The sequence below is a fragment of the Caballeronia sp. M23-90 genome (assembly GCF_053574605.1).
Genome location: NZ_JBSIPA010000008.1, coordinates 1 through 23,052, shown reverse-complemented (window position 1 = coordinate 23,052; position 23,052 = coordinate 1). Strand labels below are relative to the sequence as shown.

The following is a 23,052-nucleotide window of genomic DNA, read 5'->3' as shown; positions in this document are numbered from 1 at the left end:
AGAAATGATGGAAGTGAATCAGCAAAAACTATCGGTGGACTCGGCCGGGACGGTAGATGAGGCGCTGCTGACGCGACGCTCGGTGCGTGCATTTCTGAATAAAGAGGTGGAGCGTGAGCAGATTGAAGACGTCTTGCGCCTGGCATCTCACGCACCCAGCGGATCGAATTTCCAGCCGTGGCATGTGTATGTCGCGACGGGCGAGACACTGGCCAAGCTGACGCATGCAATGCAGGCGGCCTATCTTTCCAACAATGGCGACGTCATGCGGGAGTACGATTTCTACATGAACCCGATAGAAGAGCCGTACCTCAGTCGCCGTCGCGCATGTGGCTGGGGGCTTTATGCAACACTCGGCATTGAACGGCACGAAAAAGACAGGCTGGCCGCGCAACGCGCCCGTAACTTCGTTTTCTTCGATGCGCCAGTCGGCATGATTTTTACTATCGACAGGCGCATGGCGTCAGGGAGTTATATCGATTACGGCATGTTCCTTCAGAGTATCGCATTGGCTGCGCGCGCACGAGGCCTTCACACGTGCGCCCAAGCTTCCATAGCCGAGGTACCGCAAATTGTGTGTGAGCACCTGAACGTCCCGCCTGATGAGATGGTCTTGTGCGGAATGGCGCTTGGTTATGCCGACCCTGACGCAGTGGTGAACGAATTCAGCCCCAAGCGACAAGATGTCGAAGCCTTCACGCGTTTTTTCAACTAGCGGGCTGCGATCACGCAATACCCACTTGCGTCTCGCAGCCATTCGATGCGGGAAGCAAAACTCTCTCGACAGTCAAGCGGCTGCCGCGGTTATCTAGTGTGGCCGCCGAACTCAAGATTGCGCTCAAAAATGCCGTAAATACGATCGAAAGCCATAAAGTAACGGCGACACACAAAAAAATATCCTGAGAGAGGTAGTACCCCATGCGATCTTCGAACTCGATTCGATCGCTGTTGCGCGTTTGCGACGACAATCCGGAACTGACCCGTTCGCAACTCTCGGCGCTTGGACGCCAGTTGCCGCTCCTGTATTTCATTCTCGTTGTCAATACCATCGCGGTATGCGTAACGCATTTTCGCCTGGCGCCTTTGTGGCTGAGCGTGTATTTGCCAGGTGCGCTTTGCATCGTTTGCTTGTGGCGCGCGATCCACTGGTGGCAGCGTCGCGCGATCTATCTGTCTCACGACAAGGCTGTAAGCCTTTTGCGAAAGACCGTCCGTCTGACTGTCGTGTTCGGCATCGCCTTTACCGCCTGGGCGCTCAAGCTTTACGAATATGGCGATGCCTACGCGCAGGCGCACATTGCGTTTTACATGTCGATCACGGTAATAGGCTGCATCTTCTGCCTGATGCACCTGCGTCCGGCCGCATTACTTCTCACCGCAATCGTCGTAATTCCGTGGACCATCTTTTTCGTTCTGAGCGGACAACCGGTATTCATTGCGATTGCCGTGAACATTGCGCTCGTCGCATTAGCGATGATCGTCATTTTGTTCATCAACTACCGCGACTTTGCGAACCTGATCGATTCGAAGAAACAATTGCTCAAGCAACAGGCCGCTACGCAGACGCTCAGTGACGACAATTTCCGTCTTGCCAATCTCGACAGCATGACCGGCCTCCCGAACCGGCGCAGTTTCTTTTCGTCGCTGGACGCCATGCTTGTAAGCGCAGAGGCGCAGAGGCGCAGAAGCGCCGTTTCGCCGTAGGACTGATCGATCTGGACGGCTTCAAGCAAGTGAACGACGCCTACGGGCATTCGGTCGGCGACCGGCTGCTCTCGGAGGCAGCGAACCGGCTGGTTGGCATTGCATGCATCCATACACAGGTTTCGAGGCTGGGTGGCGATGAATTCGGTATCCTGATCGATCGGGACATGACGCGCGAAGAGTTGTTGATGCTCGGCAACCTGATTTGCGCGACACTCAAGGACGATGTGCTCATTCGCGACGCCACAGTGGGACTGCTTGGCTCCGTAGGCTTCGCTACGTTCCCCGACGCCGGCGTGACCTCGGAAGAACTTTTCGAACGCGCCGACTATGCAATGTATTTTGCTAAACGAACGGCGCGCGGGTCGTCGGCGATCTTCTCCTCCATGCACGAAACGCAAATCCGTCGGGCAAGTGTTATCGAGCAGGAATTGCGGCTCGCAGTACTTCACGACCAGATGACGCTCGCGTTTCAACCGATCGTGGATTTGCACACGACGCAGATCGTCGGCTTCGAGGCGCTCGCACGCTGGACCAACGGCAAGCTCGGAGTCGTCGGTCCGGACGAGTTCATCCCCGTCGCGGAACGCTCTGACCTTGTGCATCGACTGACGACGAACCTGCTGACAAAGGCGCTTGCGGTGCTGACAATATGGCCGTCGGACGTCTTCGTCTCGTTCAATCTTTCCGTTCGCGATCTCTCGTCGAGCGAGCAGACGAATCGCATCATCGATATTGTGAGGGACAGCGGTATTGACCCGGCGCGCATCGAGTTCGAAGTCACGGAAACAACTGTCATGCCGGATATCGACCAGGCGTGCGCTTCGATCGCTGCCTTGCGCAGGCTCGGTGCGCGCATTGCGCTCGATGATTTCGGTTCGGGGCATTCGAGCTTGAGTTATGTGCACCGGTTGCCGCTCGACAAGATCAAGATCGACCGGAGCTTCATCGAAGGGATCGAGTTGGACAAAGCGTGTCGGGATATCGTGCGGACAGTTGTCGACATGTGCCACAGGCTGAAAGTGGAATGCACGGTCGAAGGAATCGAGACCAACCAGCAGCGGGATGCTGTGGTGGCGCTTGGCTGCAACTCGGGCCAAGGCTATATGTTTGGCAAACCGATGAGCGAACAAGATGCGCTTGCATGCCTGATGACGAGGTCTCAACACCAATGAACATCGCGTTGGCTTATGGAGAAACCGCTAGTCACGATGTTCTGCCGATTCAACGGGTCCGGCGCGAAAGCACCGGGGCGAGGAAGCTCGGGTGATTCGATGCTACCGGTCCCACACCTCGTGTGGCACGGGCAGTCCTTCGAGATCGGCCGCGCTCAGCGGTCCATCAGGCGCGATGCCATCACTTTCCAGCATCAGCATGACCTGGCGCGTATGCTGCGCCGCGTGCCAGGCGGTGCGCTCCAGCACTTCGTGGAACGGCCGGGTGCCGTAGTAGGTCTCGACACTGTAGTCCACCATCGGGTCGCTTTCTGCCGCCCACCAGTCCAGGAATTTCGCGTGTACACGCTCACCCCAGGCAGCAATGTCCTCGCCGCTCCAGTCGTCGGGGGGAAGTTCATCGAAGGACTCGAAGCGCAATGAAATACCTTGCGCGGCCTGCATTCCCATCTCGGCCACGCGGAACATATGAAAGCCCAGCCCGGCCGGCGTCCGGTTCCTGTTGCGGAATGGCGTCTTCAATTGCTCCGCGGTGAACTGGCGAATGTATCGGGCATTCGCACTCATCAGAAGGTCGAGCTTGGCCACAAGTTGCGCGGGAGGCAGCGGGTCCATGACGCGCGTCTTGAGGTCGAGGAACTTGATGACGTCGTGGATTGACTGGCAGAACGTATAACGCTTGCCGATTGAAACGACCGGCACGCTGCGAGCACCCAGTTCCACGAGTTGCGCGAGCGCATCGGGATCGTTATGAACGTCGAGGGATTCGAATTCGATACCCTGTTCAGTCAGAAATTCTTTGGTTCGTAAGCATGACGAACATCCGGGCTGCCAGAAAACCTTGATGCGCGCTGCGTTCATTGTTTCGGTCATCATCGTTCCCCAAGAATCGACTTTGGTGAAATCAATCAGGAATTCAATCCGTTGTCCGACTTTGCCAGGCTGTGGTGCCACTTAAGCAGCAACAGGTTCACTACCGTTGCGAACACGAACAACAGGATCGCCAGCGCCATGATGGTTCGCGTGTCGTTGCGTCCCATCGCGATCATCAGCATGTGGCCTATGCCGCTTTGCGACGCAAACATCTCGCCGATCAGCGTACCGAGCAGCGTCAGCGAGAAGCCGATGCGCAGGCCCGCGAGCACTTCCGGAACGGCAGCGGGGAGCAGCACGTAACGCGCATATGCAACTGGCGACAGGCGGCAGGCGCGCGCAGTGCGGCCAAAAACCGGCCGCATGTTGCGCACGGCGCCCATCGTGAATACGGTGATGGGAATGATGCCGTGGATCACGCCGAACGTGACCTTGGCATAGAGGCCCAGTCCGAACATGAGGAGGACAACCGGGTAGAGCGTGATCTTCGGAATAGCATAGAACGCCATCAGGATCGGCTCTATCACGTCGCCCGCGAGGCGCTTGACGCCGAGGACCAGACCCAGGCAAACGCCGCCGACGCACGAGATCGCAAAGCCGAGCGAAAACGCAATCGACGTCACCCGCAAGTTCTCTGGAAAGTCTTCGTCTTGCAGGATTGCCTTAAGGCGGACGGAGGTGGCCCATGGACCGGGCAGGACGTCATCGCCCAATAGCGAACTGGCAATTTGCCACAGCGCAAGCAGGACCACGATCAACAGGACGCTGTCGCTCCATCGTGAGGCGGAGCGTTTTGGCTTCAGGGCAGCCGTCGCAATGGTGCTCATGCCGGGCTCCTCCGTGTGCGGCTGTAGAGACGCTGTTCGGCCATATGAAGCAGCATGTTCAGCGTGCCGACAAAAACCAGCAGTAACAGCATCAGCCCATACATGGTGGGGTTATCGAAATTGTTGTATGCGTAAGCGATCCTGAAACCGAAACCCGATCCCGCCAGAACGAATTCGCCGGCGATCACCGCAATGAACGCATACACCACGGTCAGCTTGATGCCGGTGAACACGAATGGCAGGCTCGAGGGCAGCGTGACGAGACGGATCTCATCGAGCGCACTCATGCGCATGGCGCGTGCGGAGCGCAGCAGCACGCGCGGCACGCGTTCGAGTCCATTAAGTGTATTGGCGGCCATTGCAACGACGCCAAACAGAAAGCCGATAGCAACGAGCGGCCAGCGGTTCAATCCGAAAATCACGATCAGGACCGGATACACAACAAAAATAGGCACCGCGTAATACGACAGAAGCAACGGGTCGATCACGCGCCGCAAGCGCGGCAGCCGGAACAGACCTACGCCGAACGCGAAACCTCCGGTCACCGCCAGCAATACCGCGAGTGTCGCATTGGCGAGCGTTTGCAGAATGTCGTGTGTGTAGTCGCCGGAAGCCAGCAACGCCCACGCACCTTCAACCATTCTGGATGGCGGTATGAACGACACCGGATCGATCCACGCAAGCCGGCTTGCCACCTCCAGCGTCGCGACGAAGAGCACGACCAGTGCCAGGCGCCAGCGCGCCGCGACTTTCATGTCTGACTCCCGAGAGCCTTGAGCGCTTCACTGCGCAGCAGTCCCCACACGCGCGCCGTCAGTTCGCCGAAGCGCGGATCGAGTGCGGTGTTGCTGTCGCGCTGCCGTGACCAGCCGGTGTGGATCGTTTCAATGAACCGTCCCGGACACGCCGACATCACGCCGATACGATCCGATAGCAGCACTGCTTCATCGATGGAATGCGTGATCAGCATCACAGTCGCGCCAGTCTCGCGCCAGAGCTTCAGCATCTCCTCGCCCATCAGCAGACGAGTTTGTTGATCGAGTGCACCGAAGGGTTCGTCGAGCAGCATGAGCCGCGGACGCACGACCATTGCACGCGCGATGCAAACGCGCTGACGCATGCCACCCGAGAGCTGGACCGGATACGAATGCGTGAACGCCTTCAGGCCCATGAAAGCGAGCGCATGCTCGACCCGTTCGCGGATCTCGCTTTCGGACACGCCCGCACGGCGTGCGCCAAATGCGGCGTTGTCGTAGACATCGAGCCAGGGGAACGTTGCGTCTTCCTGGAAAACCACCGCGACGCCTTCCGGCACTTTGCCTCGCACGGGAGCATTTTCGAACGTCACCGTGCCGGAGCTCGCTGCGTTGAGTCCGGCGATGACATCGAGCAACGTCGATTTGCCGCAACCCGACGGGCCGACGACCGAAAAGAACTCGCCTTTCTGCAGGCTCAAGCTGACCGGCCCAAGCGCGTGAAAGGGCAACTTGCCATGCTCGGCGGCATAGAACCGTGTGACATCGGTGAGCGTCGCGTGAATCTCCGACTCGCCACGCTCCACGTTGCTTGCCGGCACGACGGACAAGGGCAGGGATTTCATCGCTGGCCTCACTTTGAGCGATCACTCGCGGGCAGCATCGATTCGTCGACGATCGCATGCCAGTCGAACGGGCCCGGTTCCACTGCCTTGATCAGCACGAGACCTTTCACCACTTCGTCCATGCTCGTGTAGTTGAAACGGCCGGTGCTCCAGTAGTGCGGATCGGTATCGAGACAGTTGTCGATGGCCGACTTCGCAACCGCCAGATCGATCTTGTAGGCTTTGGCGAGAATCTGCGCGGACTCCTCACGATGCGCGGCAATGTATTGCACGCCCTTGGCGCGTGCATCGATGATCGCCTTGATCGTTTCGGGATGCGCCTTCAGGTAATCAGTTCGCACCACGCCTACAGTCTGCGTCTCGGCCGGGACGATATCGGTCGAGCGAAATGCGATTTTCAATTGGTCCTTGCGCGCGCTGTAGGCAGGCTCCGTCATGTAGGCAACATCGACCGCGTGTTGCTGCAATGCAATCATCATCGTGCCGGAAGCGCCGACGGGTTTGCGCTGCACCTGGCCCGTGAGCCCGGCACGTTCGAGACCGACGATCGTGATCATCTCGGTCATCGATTTGGGGCTGCTGTAGCCAATGCTCTTTCCCTTCATGTCCGCAATGCCGTTCACGTTCGATGCCTTTAGCTGGACCCACAACAGGTCCGCCACGCTCTGAACGCCGCTATGCACGATCGTGATCGGCACGCCTTGCTTGATCGCAGCGATGGCAGCCGGCAACGCAACTTCGCCATAGGGAATCTCGGACGCCATCGCATTGCGCACTGACGTGCCGCCGCCTTCCGATGTAATGAAGCCCGTGACGTCCACCCCGTTTTGCTTGAAATAGCCCTTGTCGAGGGCGACCGCGAAGGGAACGCCATACATGCCGTCGATCCAGTGCGTGACAGTCAGCGTTGCGGCTTGCACATGCGTCGCTGCCAGTACCGGACTCAGCAGCGTTGTCAGCACGGCAAGTCGCGCCAGCGCGCGGTTGAGCTTCATCGGGGGTCTCCTGAATGGTCGTTGTTAGACTTTGATCAGAGATTTATGGAAAAATTGTAGGATACTTTTAGTCCTCAGCTTGACTTGTCGCCATGCTTGTTTACACCTAAAAACCCTGAAAGCCTTGTCAGTCAAGGATTGTGGCGATCTACTGCGTGGTTTTCCGTGTCTTGTCTCAATTAGAAGCAGCGCGTGAGCCCCTTTTTGTCCTACACTTTCAGCGAGCCCAACTTTGCGTTTCCATTGAGACAAAATCCTGTGCAGGCCGAAAAGGCCGCCATATCGATCCATGAACTACGAATCCATTGACCAGCTCGACGACGCGCCCCAAGCCGCGATCGAACCCTTGCTTCGCACCGGGGAAACGGTCGACAGGACAGCGGATCTGCTTAAACAGCAAATCCTGGAAGGGCGCCTTGTCCCCGGGCAGCGCCTGATTTCACGCGACCTGATCGAGGAACTCGGGATCAGCCGGGGTTCATTGCGTGAAGCGTTCAGGCGGCTTGTCGCCGATGGCCTTGTCGATCTGATTCCGAATCGCGGCGCAGTGGTCCGTCACTTGTCCGTCGATGAAATCGCGAACCTGTACCAGGTGCGAGAAGCGCTCGAAGGTTTTGCCGCGCGGCGTGCCGCCGAAGTCATCGACGAGGGCGATAACCGCGCCCGCTTCACCGAGGTGCTGGAGCGCGGACGGCGGCATTTCACGCACCCGGACTTCCAGGCGTTCGTAGTCGATAACCGCCAGTTTCATCGGATCATCGTGGACATGTGCAACAACCCTCAGTTAAGCGAACTGATCGACAGGTACCAATTGCCCGTTTTCATGATCCAGTTGCGCCAGCGCATCGGCGTGGATGCGATCGTGCGCAACTCGTTGGCCGAACACGAGGCGATTGCCGCGGGGATCCTGGCCGGCGACCCGGATGCCGCAAGCAAAGCCATGCAGCAGCACCTGTGGCATTCGGCAGATGCGCTGGTCAAGCTGCCGGCGCTCAAGCCGCCGAAGTAGCGCTGCACGATGTAGCGCTATACGAACGCACGAACGGCTCGAGCCGTCATTGGGACAAAACGCCAGGGAGACGAGTCGTGGCAAGAACCATGTTCGACAAGATCTGGGACGCGCATGTGATTGCCGACTTGCCGGGCGGCGTCAGCCTGCTGCATGTGGACCGGCACCTGATGCATGAGCTGACGAGCGTCGCTGCGATCCGCCAGCTCGAGCAGCGTGGCGCCGCTGTCCATAATCCCGAGCTGACGTTTGCCACGGTCGATCATGTGATCTCCACGCGGCCAGGGCGCGCGGCGGGCGATGCCGAATGGAGCACGACTGCGATCAGTACGCTGCGGGAACAGACCACCCGCCTTGGCATAGAGCGCTTCGATATCGACGATGGCCGCCAGGGAATCGTCCACGTGATCGGTCCGGAACTCGGACTGACCTTGCCGGGGCTGCTGCTCGTTTGCGCCGACAGTCATACGTGCACACATGGCGCGCTCGGTGCGATCGCGTTCGGCATAGGCTCGACCGAGCAGGTTCATGTACTCGCGACGCAGACCATCCGCCAGACACGTCCTGCCACCATGCGGGTGCGCTTCGAAGGAGAGACGCGGCCGGGCGTCGAAGCCAAGGACATGATCCTGTATCTGATCGGGGTGCTTGGAACCTCGGCGGCAACGGGATATGCAGTCGAGTACGCGGGACCGGCAATCGAGGCGCTGCGCGTGGAGGCGCGTCTGACACTGTGCAACCTGTCGATCGAGCTTGGCGCGAAGGTCGGCATGATTGCCCCCGACGGGACCACGTTCGCTTACATCGAAGGACGCGACTATGCGCCGAAGGGAGAGGCGCTTGACCAGGCCATTTCGCAATGGCGTCTGCTTGCAAGCGATACCGATGCGGTTTTTGACAAGGAAATCACGGTCGACGCCACGCAGATCCGCCCGCAAGTGACATGGGGCACGAGTCCCGAACACGTGATGGCCATTGATGCGCGGGTTCCCGATCCCCTGGATGAACCCGACCCCTTGCGGCGCGAGGCGCTTGAAAAGGCCCTGTCCTACATGCAGCTCAAGGCGGGACAACGGCTCGACGACACGCAGATCGACCGTGTCTTCATTGGCTCGTGTACGAACAGCCGGCTCAGCGACTTGCGCAACGCCGCGAGCGTGGTGAAGGGCATGCACGTGGCGCGCCATGTTAAGGCATGGGTCGTACCCGGCTCGATCGACGTCAAGCGTCACGCCGAACGCGAAGGGCTTGACCAGATTTTCATTGCTGCGGGCTTCGAGTGGCGCGAACCGGGCTGCTCGATGTGTGTTGGCGCGAACGGCGACCTGGTCGGCCCGGGAGAACGATGTGTATCGACGTCGAATCGCAATTTCGTGGGACGGCAGGGACCGGGTGCACTGACGCATCTGGCCAGCCCCAGCGTAGCGGCGGCGAGCGCCATAGCAGGGAAGATCGCCATGCCCGGCGTGGAGCGTGCCGCATGAAAGCATTCACCGTGTGTGAAGGCATTGCCGCGCCGCTTTTGCGCGACAACATCGATACCGACATGATCGTGCGTGTCGAACGCATTGCGCAATTGCAGCGCGGGCAGTTCAAGGCGTGGGCGTTCGAGATGATGCGTTATCACGCCGATGGAAGCGAAAACCCATCGTTCATCCTCAACCAGCCACCGTTCCGAGGCGCGAAAATCCTCCTTTCCGGCAGCAATTTCGGTTGCGGCAGCTCACGCGAAATGGCGGTCTGGGCGCTGGAAGAGTTCGGCATCTGCTGCGTGATCGCGCAGAGTTTCGGCGACATCTTTTATGCAAACTGCATTCAGAACGGTCTGTTGGCAATACGCATGAGCGCGGCGCAGATCGAGCTGCTTGCTGCGGCAGCCGGGCGCGGCGACCCGCTCTGCGTGGACCTTCACAGCCGCACGGTCAGCGCGCCCGGTGTGCCGCCTGTCGCTTTCGATTTTCCCGGCCACCACCGTGACGCGCTGCTCGAAGGGCTTGACGAGATCGACCAGACGCTCCGGCACGACGCGCGCATTCTCGCGTTTCAGCAAGCCGGCAAGGTGCGGTGTCCATGGGTTTACATTCAGCAATAACATTCATTACATCGGAGTCCGAATATGCTGAGCACGGTACATGCAGGCGCAAGACTGGACCGGTTACCGACTTCATCGTTTCACCGGCGAATCTTGTGGCTGATCGGCGGTGGCATGTTCCTCGATTCCTTCGATATCTACCTCGCCGGCGGGGTGCTCGGTGCGCTGTCGCGCAGCGGCTGGTCGAGCATGACGTTGAACGCGGCATTCCTGTCGTCGACCTTCATCGGCATGTTGATCGGCGCGTTCACGGCCGGACTTCTGGGCGACGCCTACGGCCGGAAGTTCACCTATCAGTTCAACCTGGCGATCTTCGGTATTGCATCCATCGCGGGATCGCTTGCGCCAAGCATGAACTGGCTGATCGCCTGCCGCTTTTTCATGGGGCTCGGATTGGGGGCGGAGATCGTTGTCGGCTATGGCTCGATAGGCGAATTCATTCCGCCGGCGGTGCGGGGAAAGTGGTCGGCGTATCTGTCGTTGATTACGAACTCCGCGCTGTTTTTCTCGACCTATATAGGCTATCTGATCATTCCTACGATCGGCTGGCGGGCGATGTTCGCAATTGTCGGCGTCGGCGCGCTCGGTGTCTGGGTGCTGCGCAAGAAGATGCCGGAGTCGCCGCGCTGGCTCGAATCCAAGGGACGCTTCGAGGAAGCTGAAGCCATTCTGGCGGGCATCGAGGCGGAGACTGCGCAAGGACGCGCGTTACCCGCGATCGTGGAACCGGCGGCTGCTCCGATCAAGGCAACGTCGCTCGGCAGTCTGTTCCGGCCGCCGTTGTTGCGCCGGACGCTGCTCGCGGTGGTGATCCAGATCGCGATCAACGTGGTGATCTACGGTTTTATCGTGTGGGTGCCCACCTTTCTGATCAAGCAGGGACACGGCATGGCGTCGTCTCTTGGCTACTCGTCGCTGATGGCGCTGGGCGGACCGGCGGGCGCGCTTGTGGGCGTGCTGATAGCGGACCGCGTCGGCCGCAAGAACGGACTCATCGGCGTTGGAATCCTTGCCGCCATCGTTGGGTGGCTGTACGGCAATTCCACCAGCGTGGAAATGGCGACGCTGCTCGGCTTTCTGCTCTTCACGATGACTTACCTGATGGTCGCGCTTGGCGTCGCGACATACATTCCTGAACTGTTCGCCACCGAGAACCGGATGCGAGGCAATGGCATCGCCGGATCGGCCGGCCGCTTGTCGGGCATCGTCGCTCCGCAGATCGTCGTACTCATGTATGCCACTGGCGGCATCAAGGACGTGCTGTCGGTCATTATCGGCGCATTGGTCTTGATGGTCGCCGTACTGGCCGTCTTCGGTGTCGAGACTAACCGCCGCTCGCTCGAAGAAATCGCGGTGGTCCCGGGCGATCCGTCGTTGCATCGCCCAGCCACGGACATTCCCAGCGAGCGGGTTCATTGACTGGTTTCGCTAATTTTTTTCTGTTCACTCATTTCAGAAGGTAATCGACATGACTGCTAATTCCCGTAGAAAAGCGCTTAAAGCACGACTCAATTCCGGCGAGATCGTTGTTGCGCCCGGCATCTTCGACATGATCTCGGTGCGTCTCGCGGACACGATGAACTTCGATTGCCTGTACATGACAGGCTTCGGTACGGTTGCGTCTTATCTTGGCGAGCCGGACGCAGGGATTGCCACATACACCGACATGATCAATCGCGTCACGGCGTTTTGCGCGGCTGCCACGACCCCGCTTGTCTGCGACGCGGATACCGGCTACGGCGGACTGCTCAACATGGCGCATACGATTCGTGGCTACGAACGCGCAGGCGCGGCCGGCATCCAGATAGAGGACCAGGAGTTTCCAAAGAAATGCGGGCACACGCCTGGGCGCCGTGTGATTCCGACAGCCGACATGGTGAAGAAGATCCAGGTCGCGAGCGACGCGCGGGAGGACAAGGACTTCCAGATCATCGCGAGAACAGATGCACGGACAACGCTTGGCCTGGATGAAGCATTGCGCCGTGGCGAAGCCTACGCAAAAGCAGGTGCGGACGTCGTATTCATCGAGTCGCCGGAGACCGTGGAGGAACTCGAAACGATCGGCAAGTCGTTCGATATGCCCTTGCTGGTGAACGTGGTGGAGGGCGGCAGGACGCCGCAACTGACGCCGGCGGAGTTGCAGGATCTCGGTTTTTCGATTGCGATTTATCCGTCGGCGGGATTCTTGAGCGTCGCTCGCGCGCTCGAAAATGTATATGGCGAAATAAAAGCGCTCAAGGGAACCACTGGCGCGGAGGCCAACATGATGCCGTTCAAAGCCATGTGCGAACTGATGGGCTTTCAGGCGGTCTGGGACTTCGACAAGGCCCATGCCGAGTGATTGAAATTGAAGAGAACAGGGCGATGAAAGGGATGGAGTCGCCTGTCATCCAGCGCCGAATGGATCGCGGGAATTCGGCGCTGGCCTGAAGTAGAAAGTGAAGGGCACGCGCGACAAGACACCACCCACGCAGTAGTCAATCGATAAACTGCGTGCGCAAAGCGTCCCAATCGTCTGCACCCATGCGTCGAAATCGCTCGCGCGCGCTGAGCGCCGTCGACGAAGCCGGCGGCACACCCGTTTCGCGCAAGTCCTTGAGCGTGCTTTCGCACGTCTGCATCACACTTGCGAGCAACACGCTCGGCAGAATTGCGAGCGTATAACCCAGTTTCTGCACATCGCGCAGCGCCATGTCGGGGCTCTTGCCGCCACGCACGATATTGAAAAGGCACGGTCCATTGACGCGCTTCGGCACGGCCGCGATTTGTTCCAGATCGCTCGGCGCCTCGACAAACGCGATATCGGCGCCCGCTGCGAGCGCTGAGTTGGCCCGTGCGATGGCCTCATCGAAACCAAGCACGCCGTTGGCGTCGGTGCGCGCAATGATCGTGAAATCGGGATCGTGCCGCGCCGCAAGCGCGGCACGAATCTTTGCGACGAACTCCGCCGTCGAGATCAGTTCCTTGCCGTCCAGATGGCCGCAGCGCTTGGGCGCGACCTGATCTTCAATATGAATCGCCGACACGCCCGCCTGTTCGTAAGCGCGCACGGTGCGCGTGACATTGAGTTCGTTCCCGTAGCCGGTGTCAGCATCCGCGATGAGCGGCAGCGTCGTGCATGCGACGATGCGTGCTGCATTGGCGACCATCTCGGTCATCGTCAGGAGGCCGTAGTCCGGCAGGCCGAACGACGCTGACGTACCCGCGCCGGTCATGTAGAGGGCTGAGAAACCCGCTTGCTCGGCGAGTCGTGCGGTCAGGCCATCATAAACGCCGGGTGCGACGGTCAATTGACCGCTGTCGAGCAATTGACGCAGGCGCTTCGAGCGTGAAGAGGCAACGGGGTCCGACATGCGCATCTCCTTCAGGGTGATTTCAGACCGCCAGGCGTTGTGCTTGCAGCAAAACGGCTTCCGCTTTCGCGGCGTAAGGGGCATCGATCATGATGCCATCGACAACGATCGCGCCTCGACCCAGCGCGCCGGCTTTCCGCCACGCCTCGACTACCTTGCGCGAAAAAGCGATTTCGGTCCCGCTTGGCATGAATGCCTCGTTGGCTGCCGCGATCTGCGTTGGATGAATGCAGCTCTTGCCGCGAAAGCCGAGGGCTTTTGCGCGCATGGCTTCTTCGCGGAAGCCTGTTTGATCGGCGATATCCGGAAATGCGCCGTCAAAGGCGGCAATACCGGCTTCTCCCGCCGCGAACCGCACTGCAAGTTGCACGTGTTCTAGCGCGCCTGCGTGCTTGCGCCCGATGTCCAGCGGCTCGAAAAGATCGCCATACCCGATTTGCAAGCCCATGACACGCGGACTCGCCAAAGCAATGTCGGCGGCGAAACGCAAGCCGCGAGGCGACTCGACGTTCGCCAGGATCTTCAACGGCCGGCGATGAGCGCGCTGTTTTTCCAGTTCGCCGATTGCGCCGGCAAGCGTGGCGATATCGTTGGCCGACTCGGCCTTCGGCAGATTGACGATATCGAAATCGAGGCCAACGAGCGCGTCGAGATCGGCGTCGAAATGCACAGAACCTAGCGGATTGATTCGGATGACGATCACCTTCCCATGATCGAGATCGAGATCGCGAACGAAGCGGGCTACGTCACCACGTGCATGTGCTTTCATCGTCTCTGGAACCGCGTCCTCCAGATCGATCGAGATTGCGTCGGCACTACTGGCAAAGGCTTTCTGGAACAATTCGGGGCGCGCGCCCGGTACGAAGAGCTTGCTTCTCATGGGCGGATGGCTCACGTCAGTCGACCATCCGGCCCGCATTGCCTTCGAGCAGCAAGCGGTTATGGTGCGAGGGCATTTCGCTGAACGGCTTGCGATATTGCGACCACAAGCGCAAGTCCTCTGCCTTGTGGAAGACCTGCGAGTCGGGCATTGCAGGCCATGAAGCCGCGGTGAGCCACAGGCGCATCAGATGCCGCCGGTCCTCGAGCGCCTTTGCGTCCTGATAGTCGGTGCGGCCATGCACCATCACGCGGTTATTGAGGAACTGGATGTCGCCATCGCGAAAGCCCATGTCGAGATAGAACTCCGGCGATGCCGAAATCTTCCGGACCTGATACAGCGCCTCCGATTCAAGCGCCGAGTACGGACGTTCACCGCTTTTCTCGGCGAGGCGCGCATATCCCGTCGGCAAATAACAGATGGTCTGTGGGCCTTCGCCTGTAAAGAACGGCACCTTGAATTCGCTGAACGTGCGCGTGGCACGGCGGCCGTCTTCGTCGGTACGCTTGAGGAACAGTCCTTCGCGCAGCACCTCGAGCAGATCCGGCCGGTGTTCAAGCATGTGATTGTGCACGGCAACAGCACTCGAGATGCGGCTTTCGCCGCCGGAAATCGCCGTGCGCAAGCACATCAGGCCAATGATGTCGCAGGAGTCCGTGTGCATCAATTGACCGCCGCCCTTGCGATAACCACGTGATTTCGGCTCGTAGTCGCTGACATCCATGACGTGCCCGAGCAGATCGCCAAGATACGACTGCGTGACCGGGCGGCTGATGTACGAGCCGAGACCAACGTAGATCTGCGCCATGTCGTCGTCGGAATATTTGTCGCGAGGCAGTCCCCGCAGCATCAGGAAGCCGCGACCATTGGCAAGGAAATGCGGCAGGTCGCGCATCAACTGGCCGACGCCATCCAGTGGAAACGTCTCTGGCGTGATGTCCGGAAAGTCGATGTTACCCAGCGCCTGCAGGTGGCGCAGCGCATGGTCGATCTCGGCAAGCTCGCTGGCGCTGAGCAGATGCAAACCTTCTTTGGTCCAGTCGAGGTCGGGACCTTTCCAGACTGCGGGGCTATCGATTGCTGATTCGATGGTATTCATTCACTGTCTCCAGTTGGAAATTGATTCAGGCGACCGGCGCAATCACCGCGTGCTCGCGGTCCGTTTCCACGATCACACCGTCGGTAACGAGCTTCCGATACGCAGCGTCGCCGAGAAGCGGGGCGAGGATTTCACCGCTATGCTCGCCCTTGAGCGGCGCCGGAAAGCGAAAGCCGCCAGGCGTTGCGGATAGACGCGGGACGACGTTGTGCATCGGCAACTGGCCGACTTCGTGATCGTCGACTTCCACGATGCTTTCCCGTTCGCACACGTAGTGGTCCTCGAGCAGATCCGCGGCGTCGAAAACGGGGCCGGCGGTGACATCGGCGGCATCGAACAGTGCGCGATTCTCACTCAGCGTCCGCTCGTTGATAAACCCGCCTACGATGCGATCGATCTCTTCCACATGGGCGACCCGGGCGGCGTTGGTTGCATAGCGCACATCGCTGGTCAGTTCGGGCTTGCCGATGGTCGCGAACAGCCGTTGCGCCATCGACTGTGTCGAGGTCGAAACGCAGAGCCATTTTCCATCCGCCGTCTTGTAGGTATTGCGCGGCGCCGTCGTGCCGGAGCGGCTGCCGGTGCGCGGCTTGATGCGGCCATTGAGCTTGAAGTTTGCAACCTGCGGCCCGAGAATCGAGAGCGTCGGTTCGAAGAGAGAGATGTCGAGTACTTGCCCGCAACCGCCGTTCACCCGTGTATGCCAGAGCGCCATCATCACCGCATTGGCGCCATAGATGCCGGTTGTCATGTCACCGAGGAACATGGGCGGCAGCACCGGTTCACGATCAGCAAAGCCATTCATTGACGCGAAGCCGGAATATCCTTCCACCAGCGTGCCGAAACCCGGCTTGTTCCGGAAGATGCCGGTTTGCCCCCAGCCCGAAATCCGCGCAATGACGAGCCGTGGATTGCGTTCGTGGAGTCTTGCGGGCGCGAGTCCCATTTCCTCCAGCGTGCCCGGTCGGAAACTTTCGACGAGCACGTCGGCATCGTCGATCATGCGCGCTATGAGTTCGATTGCTTCCTTGCGACGGAAGTCGACGCACACGCTCTTTTTGTTGCGCGCATACGTCTTCCAGAATATCTCGTAACCATCAGTCTTGAACGCACGCAAGGTATCGCCGGCAATGGGCTCGACCTTGACGACATCTGCACCGAAATCGGCAAGCTGCAGAGTCAGCATATTGCCAGCCACGAGGCGCGACAGGTCCACGACCCTCAAGCCGTGCAGCGGGCCGTTTTCATCGTGTGAGAATTCCTTCTTGTGCAGCTTTGACATGGGTTTCCCGAGCGTTGCGCATTGAGGCTCTGAATTCAGGTTACACAGAAATAGACATGATGTCTATTTAAGCAAACGGCCGCGCCTTGCGGAGTGCCCTGAATTGCTTTACTTTTAGGCCGCGCGCGGGGCGCGAGACGCTGACCCCGCATAACATTGACGAACGAAATCATTGGCAACACGACATGGCAAATCCAGCCGATACAGGCGTAGCAGCCGTGAACAGGGCGCTGAGCATTCTCAAGGCGTTCGAAGAAAGCGTCGACGGCATGACGCTCGCCGATCTCACGGCGGCAACGGGTCTCTATCACAGTACCATCCTTCGTTTGTGCGAGTCGCTGGAAAGCTTCGGCTACCTCAAGCGTCTTGCCGATGGCCGCTACATGCTCGGCCCCACGCTGTTCCATCTCGGCATGATCTACCAGGGCTCGTTCCGGCTGCAGGACTACGCGTTGCCGGTGCTTCGCGAACTGGTCAAGCAGACAGGCGAGACCGCGGCTGTCTACGTCAGGGAAGACGACGTGCGCCTGTGTCTTTATCGGCTGGAATGGCAACGCTCCGTACGTATGCATGTGCGCGAAGGAGAGCGTCTCACGCTCGAAAAGGGCGCCGCCGGCAAAGTGCTGCTCGCCTTCGCAGGCGACAAGGGCGCGACGCTCAAGAAAGTCCGTGACGCGGGCTATGCCGTGTCCCTTGGTGAACGCGATGCCGAGAGCGCTGCCATTGCAGTGCCCGTGTTCGGTGTGGGGCAGAAACTGATATGTGCGATATCGCTGGGGATTCCTCGCTACCGGTTCGACAAGAAGGAATTCAAACTCTATCTGCCGTTCGTGATGCGAGCCGGCGCCGAGCTGACTACTGCGCTCGGCGGTGATCCTGCACTGTTCGAACCGCCATTCGCGCCAAGCGATGTCATGCGCTGATGCGCTCTAGGCTTGCGCGTTCACGAGCGGTACTGCGCGTCGCGACATCTGCGTCTGGAGGAATGCAAAGCACACGGCGCCGATCAGCAGTGCGCCGATCATGAAGATGAACCCGCCGTTGTACGACCCGCTCGTCTTCACGATCGCGCCTACCACCAGGGGCGCCGTCAACCCGCCAATCTGTCCGCCCGTGTTGATGAAGCCGGCATAGCCGCCGCGCGCGCCTTCGGGCGCAAGGTGCGCGACGAGACCGGCGTACGGCGAAAGGCTGCCGTAGAGCAGGAAAGCCGCAGCGGAGAGGCCGGCGATGCACATTGCGGGGTCGTCGGCGGTGAAAGTGAAGTACAGCGCGATCGCGGTGCCGGTGTAGCCAAGCGCAAGCATGACTGGACGCTTGCGATGCAGCGTGCCGCTCCCCAGCGTGCCGAAAACGATCAGTCCAAGAAAACCGAACAGGTACGGGATCGATGCCGCAAAGCCGAGCGCCTTCAAATCGATATGCCGTTGTGCCGAAAGATAGCTCGGCACCCAGCCGAGGAAGCCCCAATACCCGATGCTGAACGTCATGTATCCGAAAAACAGCAGCCACGTGCTCTTCAGTCTGATGAATGTCTTCCAGTGTGCGCGACGTTCCGCACGTTCCGCCAGCGATGATTTCGCGCCCGCGACTTGCGGCGGAATCATCGCGTAGATCAGAATCGAGACGATCACGCCAGGGATCGCGAAGAAGAAAAATACGTGCTGCCACGGACCGCGCACGAGCAGCCAAACGACGACCGGCGCGACCACCGCCGGACCGATTGCGAGCGCGCTCAGCCACACACTGTGCGCGCGGGCGGCGTCCTTCGAGCTGAAGTTGTCAGCGACCAGTTTGTAGACCGCTGCATTGCACGATCCCTCTGACAATCCAAAGCAGAAGCGCACGACCACCATTGCCGTCACGGTCGACACCAGACCGGTCAATCCCGTGAACAGCGAGAACAGGAGCGGCGCGACGACCAGCAGGGCCTTTGTGCCGAAGCGGTCCGACAGCATGCCGCCCGGCAGTTGCATCAGCGCGTAGCCAAGCGCGAACGCGGCGAAGATCACGCCAAGCTGGGCGGCGTCGAGGTGCAAGGCTTTCATCATCGACGGTGCGGCTACCGAGATGCTGACCCGGTCCAGGTAGTTCACGAACTGCAGCAGCCACGTCAGCATCAGCAGCTTGTACCTAAGGCTCATGTCTTCTCCATGTGATTTTTTGACAGATCTGGATTCTCGACGGGTGATGATTATGGATTGTCGGTCTTAAAAACAGACATACTGTCTATTCGGAGTTTATGGGAGCCGTCTGCGCGCTGCAAGCACGTTTGAGGCAGGGATTACCCGCGTTTTTCCCGCGCGGAAATCAATAGCAGAATGCTCAGGCGCGCGTTGCGCCCGCATCGGATGAAGGAAGGTCCATGAATAAAATTGAAAGCCTTAACCGGCACGCCGCCGTTAGAACGCTGTTCGACAAAGTCTGGGATGCGCATGCGATCACGGTCACAGACAACGCGTGGACGCTGCTTCACATCGACCGGATGTTGTTGCACGATCTGTCCGGCAATAACGCACTGACGGCGCTGGAGCAACGTGGCTTATCGGTTCGGCATCCTGAGCTTTCGTTTTCCACGCCCGATCACGCCGTATCGAGCGCGCCGGGGAGAACCGGTCAAACGTATCCCGGCGGCGCAAAGTTGTGGGCTGGTCTGAAGGGACGTTCGGCCGCGCAAGGCATCCGTTTCTTCGATACCGGTGAGATCGGGCACGGTATCGTTCACGTGATGGGGCCAGAGCTCGGGATTGTCTTGCCGGGCAGCACGCTGGTCTGCGGCGACAGTCATACATGCACGAATGGCGCCCTTGGCGCGCTGGCGTTTGGCATTGGCGCGTCCGAGCTGGTGCATGCCCTTGCCACGCAGACGCTTTGGCAGCAGAAGCCAAAGACGCTGCGCGTCACCTTCGACGGTCCGCTGCAGGACGGCGTCACGGCGAAAGACCTGGTGTTGTATTTGATCGGCAAACTCGGGGCCAAGGCGGGAACGGGGTATGCCGTCGAATACGCTGGTTCAACGGTACGGGCGCTGGACATCGAAGCGCGCCTTACGCTTTGCAATCTCTCCATAGAGCTCGGCGCGAAGGTCGGGATGATTGCGCCCGACGACACCACGTACGCGTATCTCGAGGGACGCGACCGGGCGCCGAGTGGGTCGATGTTCGACATGGCGGTGGCGCACTGGCGCACGCTACCTTCTGATCCAGGCGCATTTTTCGATCGTGAAGTGCACATCGACACGACCGGAATAAAGCCGATGATCACGTGGGGCACAAGTCCCGAGCATGTAATGGCTATCGATGGTGCCGTGCCCGATCCCGCCTGCGCACCCGACGACAAGCACCGCGCAGCCTGGCGCGACGCACTGGACTACATGGGGCTCGCTGCGGGACAAAGCTTGGAGGGAACGCCGGTGGACTGGGTGTTTATCGGCTCATGCACGAATTCGCGGCTGTCCGACCTGCGCAGCGCGGCAGCCGTGATTCGCGGACAGCAGGTTGCGAAGGGCGTGCATGCCTGGGTCGTGCCGGGTTCCGAGACAGTCAAGCGCGATGCCGAAGCGGAGGGTCTCGACCGCGTGTTCATTGCCGCTGGCTTCGAATGGCGCGAGCCGGGATGCAGCATGTGCGTTGCGGCCAATGGTGAGACCGTACCGCCTGGCGCGCGCTCGGTTTCAACGACCAACCGTAACTTCATCGGCCGTCAGGGCCCGGGCGCGCGCACGCATCTGGTGAGTCCACAAAGCGCTGCTGCTGCGGCCATCACCGGCGTAATCACCGACGCACGAAGGCACCGTCATGGATAAGTTCACTATGCTTAGCGGTGTTGCAGCACCACTGCTGAGGTCGAATATCGACACTGACACGGTGATACGGATAGAACGTCTCACGCAGAACGCCCGGCAGGATCTGGGTCCCTATGCATTTGAAGCGCTGCGCTTCCGGCCGGATGGCAGTGAAGATCCAGCATGCGTGCTGAACCAGGCCCCGTTTCGCGGGGCCCCGATCGTGCTCGCCGGAGAAAACTTCGGTTGTGGTTCGTCGCGCGAAGGCGCCGTTTGGGCACTCATTGCTGCCGGCATACGCTGTGTGATTGCCGAGAGCTTTGGCGACATTTTCTACAACAACTGCTTTCAGAATGGCCTGTTGCCGGTTCGTCTGCCTGCAAACGAAATCGCGATGCTGGGTCAGGCCGTCGAGGTCGATCTGGAAAAACAAATGGTGAGTTCAGGCTCCCACGCTTTCCCGTTCGACATTGAACCGATCCGGCGCGAAGCGCTGCTCGAAGGTCTGGATGAAATTTCCCGCACCATGAAAAGCGCCGCGGTCATTACGCAGTGGGAAGAGAACGATCGTGTACAGCGGCCGTGGATTTGGGGTGGGTGATTGGAGAGGGCGGATTGCTGTGTCGAATGGGTGCGCGACGGCAAGTCTGGGAGCTTGGGCATCGCGACGGCGTATTACGCTGTCGTGCTGCTCGATGTTTCTCTCTCGGGCGCATGCGGTATCGATCTGTAAAGCGCGTAACGTACTGCGCGCAACGATGTTCCCGTGCTGACGCTCAATGCAGTGAATGATCTCGAAACGCGTGTGCACGGTCTTGATGTTGAATCTGACGATTGCCCCCGCAAGCCATTCGGCATGCGCGAAATGCTTGAGCGCAGGCGGGCCGTATTGCGGCGTTCATGCTGCCCCGACCTTCGTTTAGATTGCCAGACCACGCTTGCGTAGCCAGTCAAGCACGATCATTGCGATGGTATCGCTGTTGTCGTCGGCCATGAGCGCGTGAGAATTGCCCGTAATGCCGCGCGCGGGCAAATCGATCCATTCGACATCTGCGCCCGCAGCCGCCAGCGCGTCGTACCAGCGACGCACTTTCGGCACCGAGTCGACCCAGAACGAGTGCCGATCGAGAAAGTCGCCCCAAACAAACAGATGAGGCACATGCCTGAGCGCGGCAGCATCGTTTTGATCGGCAGAAGGGGCGCCCGATGGCTCAAGCGAGATGACTGCCTTGATTCGTTCCGGCGCATTTAGCGCAGCGGTCAGCCCGAAATTACCGCCCTGGCTGTGCGTGAGAATGATGCTGGCGTCGAGTTTGCCGACAAGAGCGTCGTATGCGCGTTGCGTGCGCTCGTTGTTCGTCGACCAGCGGGGAACGAACTGGTTCATGAAGGTTTGCATCAACTCGACCGGGAAGCGCACGCCAGGGTGTGGGTACCTCGCTCCTGGGTCGCGATGCCATGATCCAACGGGCCCAAACCGAAAGGTCTCTTCCCATGCTTCTCGTGCGGTGCGGAAATACGGCGCTTCGTCATAGACCTCGGGATAGGGCGCCCATGAAGCACGGCCTCGCTCGACCGCATCCGAAACATAAACGTCAAATCCCGCCCGCAGGAAGAACATCTGCCAGCCGGGGCGGCCGTCGGGTGTCGTTTCCCAGTTGACGCCGCTCATGCCGCCTCCATGCCACAGCAGCAGGGGCCATTTGCTGGTCGGACGTTCGAGTTTGACGTACTGGACGTACATCTGGCCGGCAATGATCTCGCCGTTCTGATCGACCGGGTGAATCGCCCCTTGATTGGTACTGACCCGCTCACGAAACGGCATTCCTTGAAGGCTCAACATTTCTCCGCCCACATGGAAACTGCCCATGTCGCGGACTAGGACCGGGCTTGTCAGTAGCCGCAATGAATCCACCTGCGTTTCTTCGCTCATGACCAGACACCTCCACAGGGTAGCTATTGAAATAATGCCATCTTCATCGGCGGGCGTCCCCTGACATCAATCAGATCCGGCCGGCCGGCCGTGAGCACTACCACCACTAGCGCCCAAAGTCCCGAGAGACTGATGCCATCGCACTGGGTTTCATGCACGTTCCTTAAGTCTGGAAATTGTCTCGGACTGCCAAAAGCGCTTTGCGCTTGTGCCCGTTCTGTTGAGCACGCCGCTTCGAACGACGAAACGCAGACCGAACGGGTAACGGCGATATCTCTTCACATCGATTCACGAGGCTGTCATTTTTTACGGCCTGATTGCTGATGAAATGGTGCAGATGGCAATGGGAATGATGGGGACGTTCATTGTTCACCCGAAAGACCCGAATATCATGCACGCCGACCGAGACTTTGTTTTCATTATGTCGGCTTATGACATTGACCCGG

Annotated in this window: 22 protein-coding genes; 11 read left to right on the top strand and 11 right to left on the bottom strand. The window is 59.6% G+C overall.

What is annotated here, in order from left to right; translation table 11 throughout:
• The first annotated feature begins 7 nt into the window (after positions 1-7).
• From ACRXB1_RS02000 to ACRXB1_RS01990, 3 genes are all read left to right on the top strand, one after another.
• Entirely contained in the window at positions 8-715 is a 708-nt protein-coding gene (locus ACRXB1_RS02000; protein ID WP_062000833.1) for a nitroreductase, read from the top strand.
• A 203-nt stretch (positions 716-918) separates the two neighbouring features.
• A complete protein-coding gene (locus ACRXB1_RS01995) occupies positions 919-1,704 on the top strand; it encodes a hypothetical protein (RefSeq protein WP_449490913.1) in 786 nt (261 codons plus the stop codon).
• A 2-nt stretch (positions 1,705-1,706) separates the two neighbouring features.
• Positions 1,707-2,879 (top strand): putative bifunctional diguanylate cyclase/phosphodiesterase, encoded by a 1,173-nt coding sequence (locus ACRXB1_RS01990; RefSeq protein ID WP_449490924.1) that lies wholly within the window; start codon positions 1,707-1,709, stop codon positions 2,877-2,879.
• Positions 2,880-2,981: 102 nt separating this feature from the next.
• Here ACRXB1_RS01990 and ACRXB1_RS01985 read toward each other — a convergent pair whose 3' ends face one another.
• From ACRXB1_RS01985 to ACRXB1_RS01965, 5 genes are read right to left on the bottom strand one after another with little or no spacing between them, the layout of a single operon-like run.
• A complete protein-coding gene (locus ACRXB1_RS01985; protein ID WP_449490912.1) occupies positions 2,982-3,755 on the bottom strand; it encodes a glutaredoxin domain-containing protein in 774 nt (257 codons plus the stop codon).
• Positions 3,756-3,787: 32 nt separating this feature from the next.
• Positions 3,788-4,579 (bottom strand): ABC transporter permease, encoded by a 792-nt coding sequence (locus ACRXB1_RS01980; protein ID WP_061999302.1) that lies wholly within the window; start codon positions 4,577-4,579, stop codon positions 3,788-3,790.
• Entirely contained in the window at positions 4,576-5,334 is a 759-nt protein-coding gene (locus ACRXB1_RS01975) for an ABC transporter permease (RefSeq protein ID WP_062169883.1), read from the bottom strand. Before ACRXB1_RS01975 ends, ACRXB1_RS01980 begins: the two co-directional genes overlap by 4 nt.
• Positions 5,331-6,179, bottom strand: a complete 849-nt coding sequence (locus tag ACRXB1_RS01970) for an ABC transporter ATP-binding protein (RefSeq protein ID WP_449490911.1) — start codon at positions 6,177-6,179, stop codon at positions 5,331-5,333. Before ACRXB1_RS01970 ends, ACRXB1_RS01975 begins: the two co-directional genes overlap by 4 nt.
• Before the next feature lie 8 nt (positions 6,180-6,187).
• Positions 6,188-7,174: an ABC transporter substrate-binding protein gene (locus ACRXB1_RS01965; protein WP_075357770.1), complete on the bottom strand. Its 987-nt coding sequence runs from the start codon at positions 7,172-7,174 to the stop codon at positions 6,188-6,190.
• A 289-nt stretch (positions 7,175-7,463) separates the two neighbouring features.
• On the opposite strand from ACRXB1_RS01965, the gene ACRXB1_RS01960 reads away from it, so the two are divergent.
• The 5 genes from ACRXB1_RS01960 to ACRXB1_RS01940 all read left to right on the top strand — a co-directional run bounded on the left by ACRXB1_RS01960 (position 7,464) and on the right by ACRXB1_RS01940 (position 12,616).
• Complete coding sequence (locus tag ACRXB1_RS01960; RefSeq protein WP_061999306.1) at positions 7,464-8,183, top strand: GntR family transcriptional regulator; 720 nt, start codon at positions 7,464-7,466, stop codon at positions 8,181-8,183.
• A gap of 89 nt (positions 8,184-8,272) precedes the next feature.
• Positions 8,273-9,667 carry a 3-isopropylmalate dehydratase large subunit gene (gene leuC / locus ACRXB1_RS01955; RefSeq protein WP_449490923.1) on the top strand — a complete coding sequence of 465 codons (1,395 nt, stop codon included), beginning with the start codon at positions 8,273-8,275 and terminating at the stop codon, positions 9,665-9,667.
• Positions 9,664-10,275, top strand: a complete 612-nt coding sequence (gene leuD / locus ACRXB1_RS01950; RefSeq protein WP_449490910.1) for a 3-isopropylmalate dehydratase small subunit — start codon at positions 9,664-9,666, stop codon at positions 10,273-10,275. The genes leuC (ACRXB1_RS01955) and leuD (ACRXB1_RS01950) overlap by 4 nt, the downstream gene beginning before the upstream one ends.
• Positions 10,276-10,299: 24 nt before the next feature.
• Positions 10,300-11,694, top strand: coding sequence for an MFS transporter (locus ACRXB1_RS01945; protein ID WP_449490909.1), 1,395 nt, complete (start codon positions 10,300-10,302; stop codon positions 11,692-11,694).
• Positions 11,695-11,743: 49 nt separating this feature from the next.
• A complete protein-coding gene (locus ACRXB1_RS01940; RefSeq protein WP_449490908.1) occupies positions 11,744-12,616 on the top strand; it encodes an isocitrate lyase/PEP mutase family protein in 873 nt (290 codons plus the stop codon).
• Between the two features lie 136 nt (positions 12,617-12,752).
• Here ACRXB1_RS01940 and ACRXB1_RS01935 read toward each other — a convergent pair whose 3' ends face one another.
• From ACRXB1_RS01935 to ACRXB1_RS01920, 4 genes are read right to left on the bottom strand one after another with little or no spacing between them, the layout of a single operon-like run.
• Positions 12,753-13,628 (bottom strand): isocitrate lyase/PEP mutase family protein, encoded by an 876-nt coding sequence (locus ACRXB1_RS01935; RefSeq protein ID WP_075357800.1) that lies wholly within the window; start codon positions 13,626-13,628, stop codon positions 12,753-12,755.
• 22 nt (positions 13,629-13,650) lie between these two features.
• Positions 13,651-14,508: an HpcH/HpaI aldolase/citrate lyase family protein gene (locus ACRXB1_RS01930; protein ID WP_449490907.1), complete on the bottom strand. Its 858-nt coding sequence runs from the start codon at positions 14,506-14,508 to the stop codon at positions 13,651-13,653.
• A gap of 16 nt (positions 14,509-14,524) precedes the next feature.
• The gene (locus ACRXB1_RS01925) at positions 14,525-15,607 is read right to left on the bottom strand and encodes a TauD/TfdA family dioxygenase (protein ID WP_449490906.1); all 1,083 of its coding nucleotides are present in this window, start codon (positions 15,605-15,607) and stop codon (positions 14,525-14,527) included.
• Positions 15,608-15,632: 25 nt separating this feature from the next.
• Positions 15,633-16,889: a CaiB/BaiF CoA transferase family protein gene (locus ACRXB1_RS01920; RefSeq protein WP_449490905.1), complete on the bottom strand. Its 1,257-nt coding sequence runs from the start codon at positions 16,887-16,889 to the stop codon at positions 15,633-15,635.
• Between the two features lie 185 nt (positions 16,890-17,074).
• Between ACRXB1_RS01920 and ACRXB1_RS01915 the strand changes: the two genes are divergently transcribed.
• Entirely contained in the window at positions 17,075-17,812 is a 738-nt protein-coding gene (locus tag ACRXB1_RS01915) for an IclR family transcriptional regulator (protein WP_061999314.1), read from the top strand.
• Between the two features lie 6 nt (positions 17,813-17,818).
• Here ACRXB1_RS01915 and ACRXB1_RS01910 read toward each other — a convergent pair whose 3' ends face one another.
• Positions 17,819-19,033: an MFS transporter gene (locus tag ACRXB1_RS01910; protein ID WP_449490904.1), complete on the bottom strand. Its 1,215-nt coding sequence runs from the start codon at positions 19,031-19,033 to the stop codon at positions 17,819-17,821.
• Between the two features lie 221 nt (positions 19,034-19,254).
• Between ACRXB1_RS01910 and leuC (ACRXB1_RS01905) the strand changes: the two genes are divergently transcribed.
• Complete coding sequence (gene leuC / locus ACRXB1_RS01905; RefSeq protein WP_449490903.1) at positions 19,255-20,694, top strand: 3-isopropylmalate dehydratase large subunit; 1,440 nt, start codon at positions 19,255-19,257, stop codon at positions 20,692-20,694.
• A complete protein-coding gene (gene leuD, locus ACRXB1_RS01900) occupies positions 20,687-21,274 on the top strand; it encodes a 3-isopropylmalate dehydratase small subunit (protein ID WP_449490902.1) in 588 nt (195 codons plus the stop codon). Before leuC (ACRXB1_RS01905) ends, leuD (ACRXB1_RS01900) begins: the two co-directional genes overlap by 8 nt.
• A 318-nt stretch (positions 21,275-21,592) precedes the next feature.
• Here the strand turns inward: leuD (ACRXB1_RS01900) and ACRXB1_RS01895 are convergent, their stop codons facing one another.
• Positions 21,593-22,606, bottom strand: coding sequence for an alpha/beta hydrolase family protein (locus ACRXB1_RS01895; protein ID WP_075357759.1), 1,014 nt, complete (start codon positions 22,604-22,606; stop codon positions 21,593-21,595).
• Positions 22,607-23,052 lie beyond the last annotated feature (446 nt).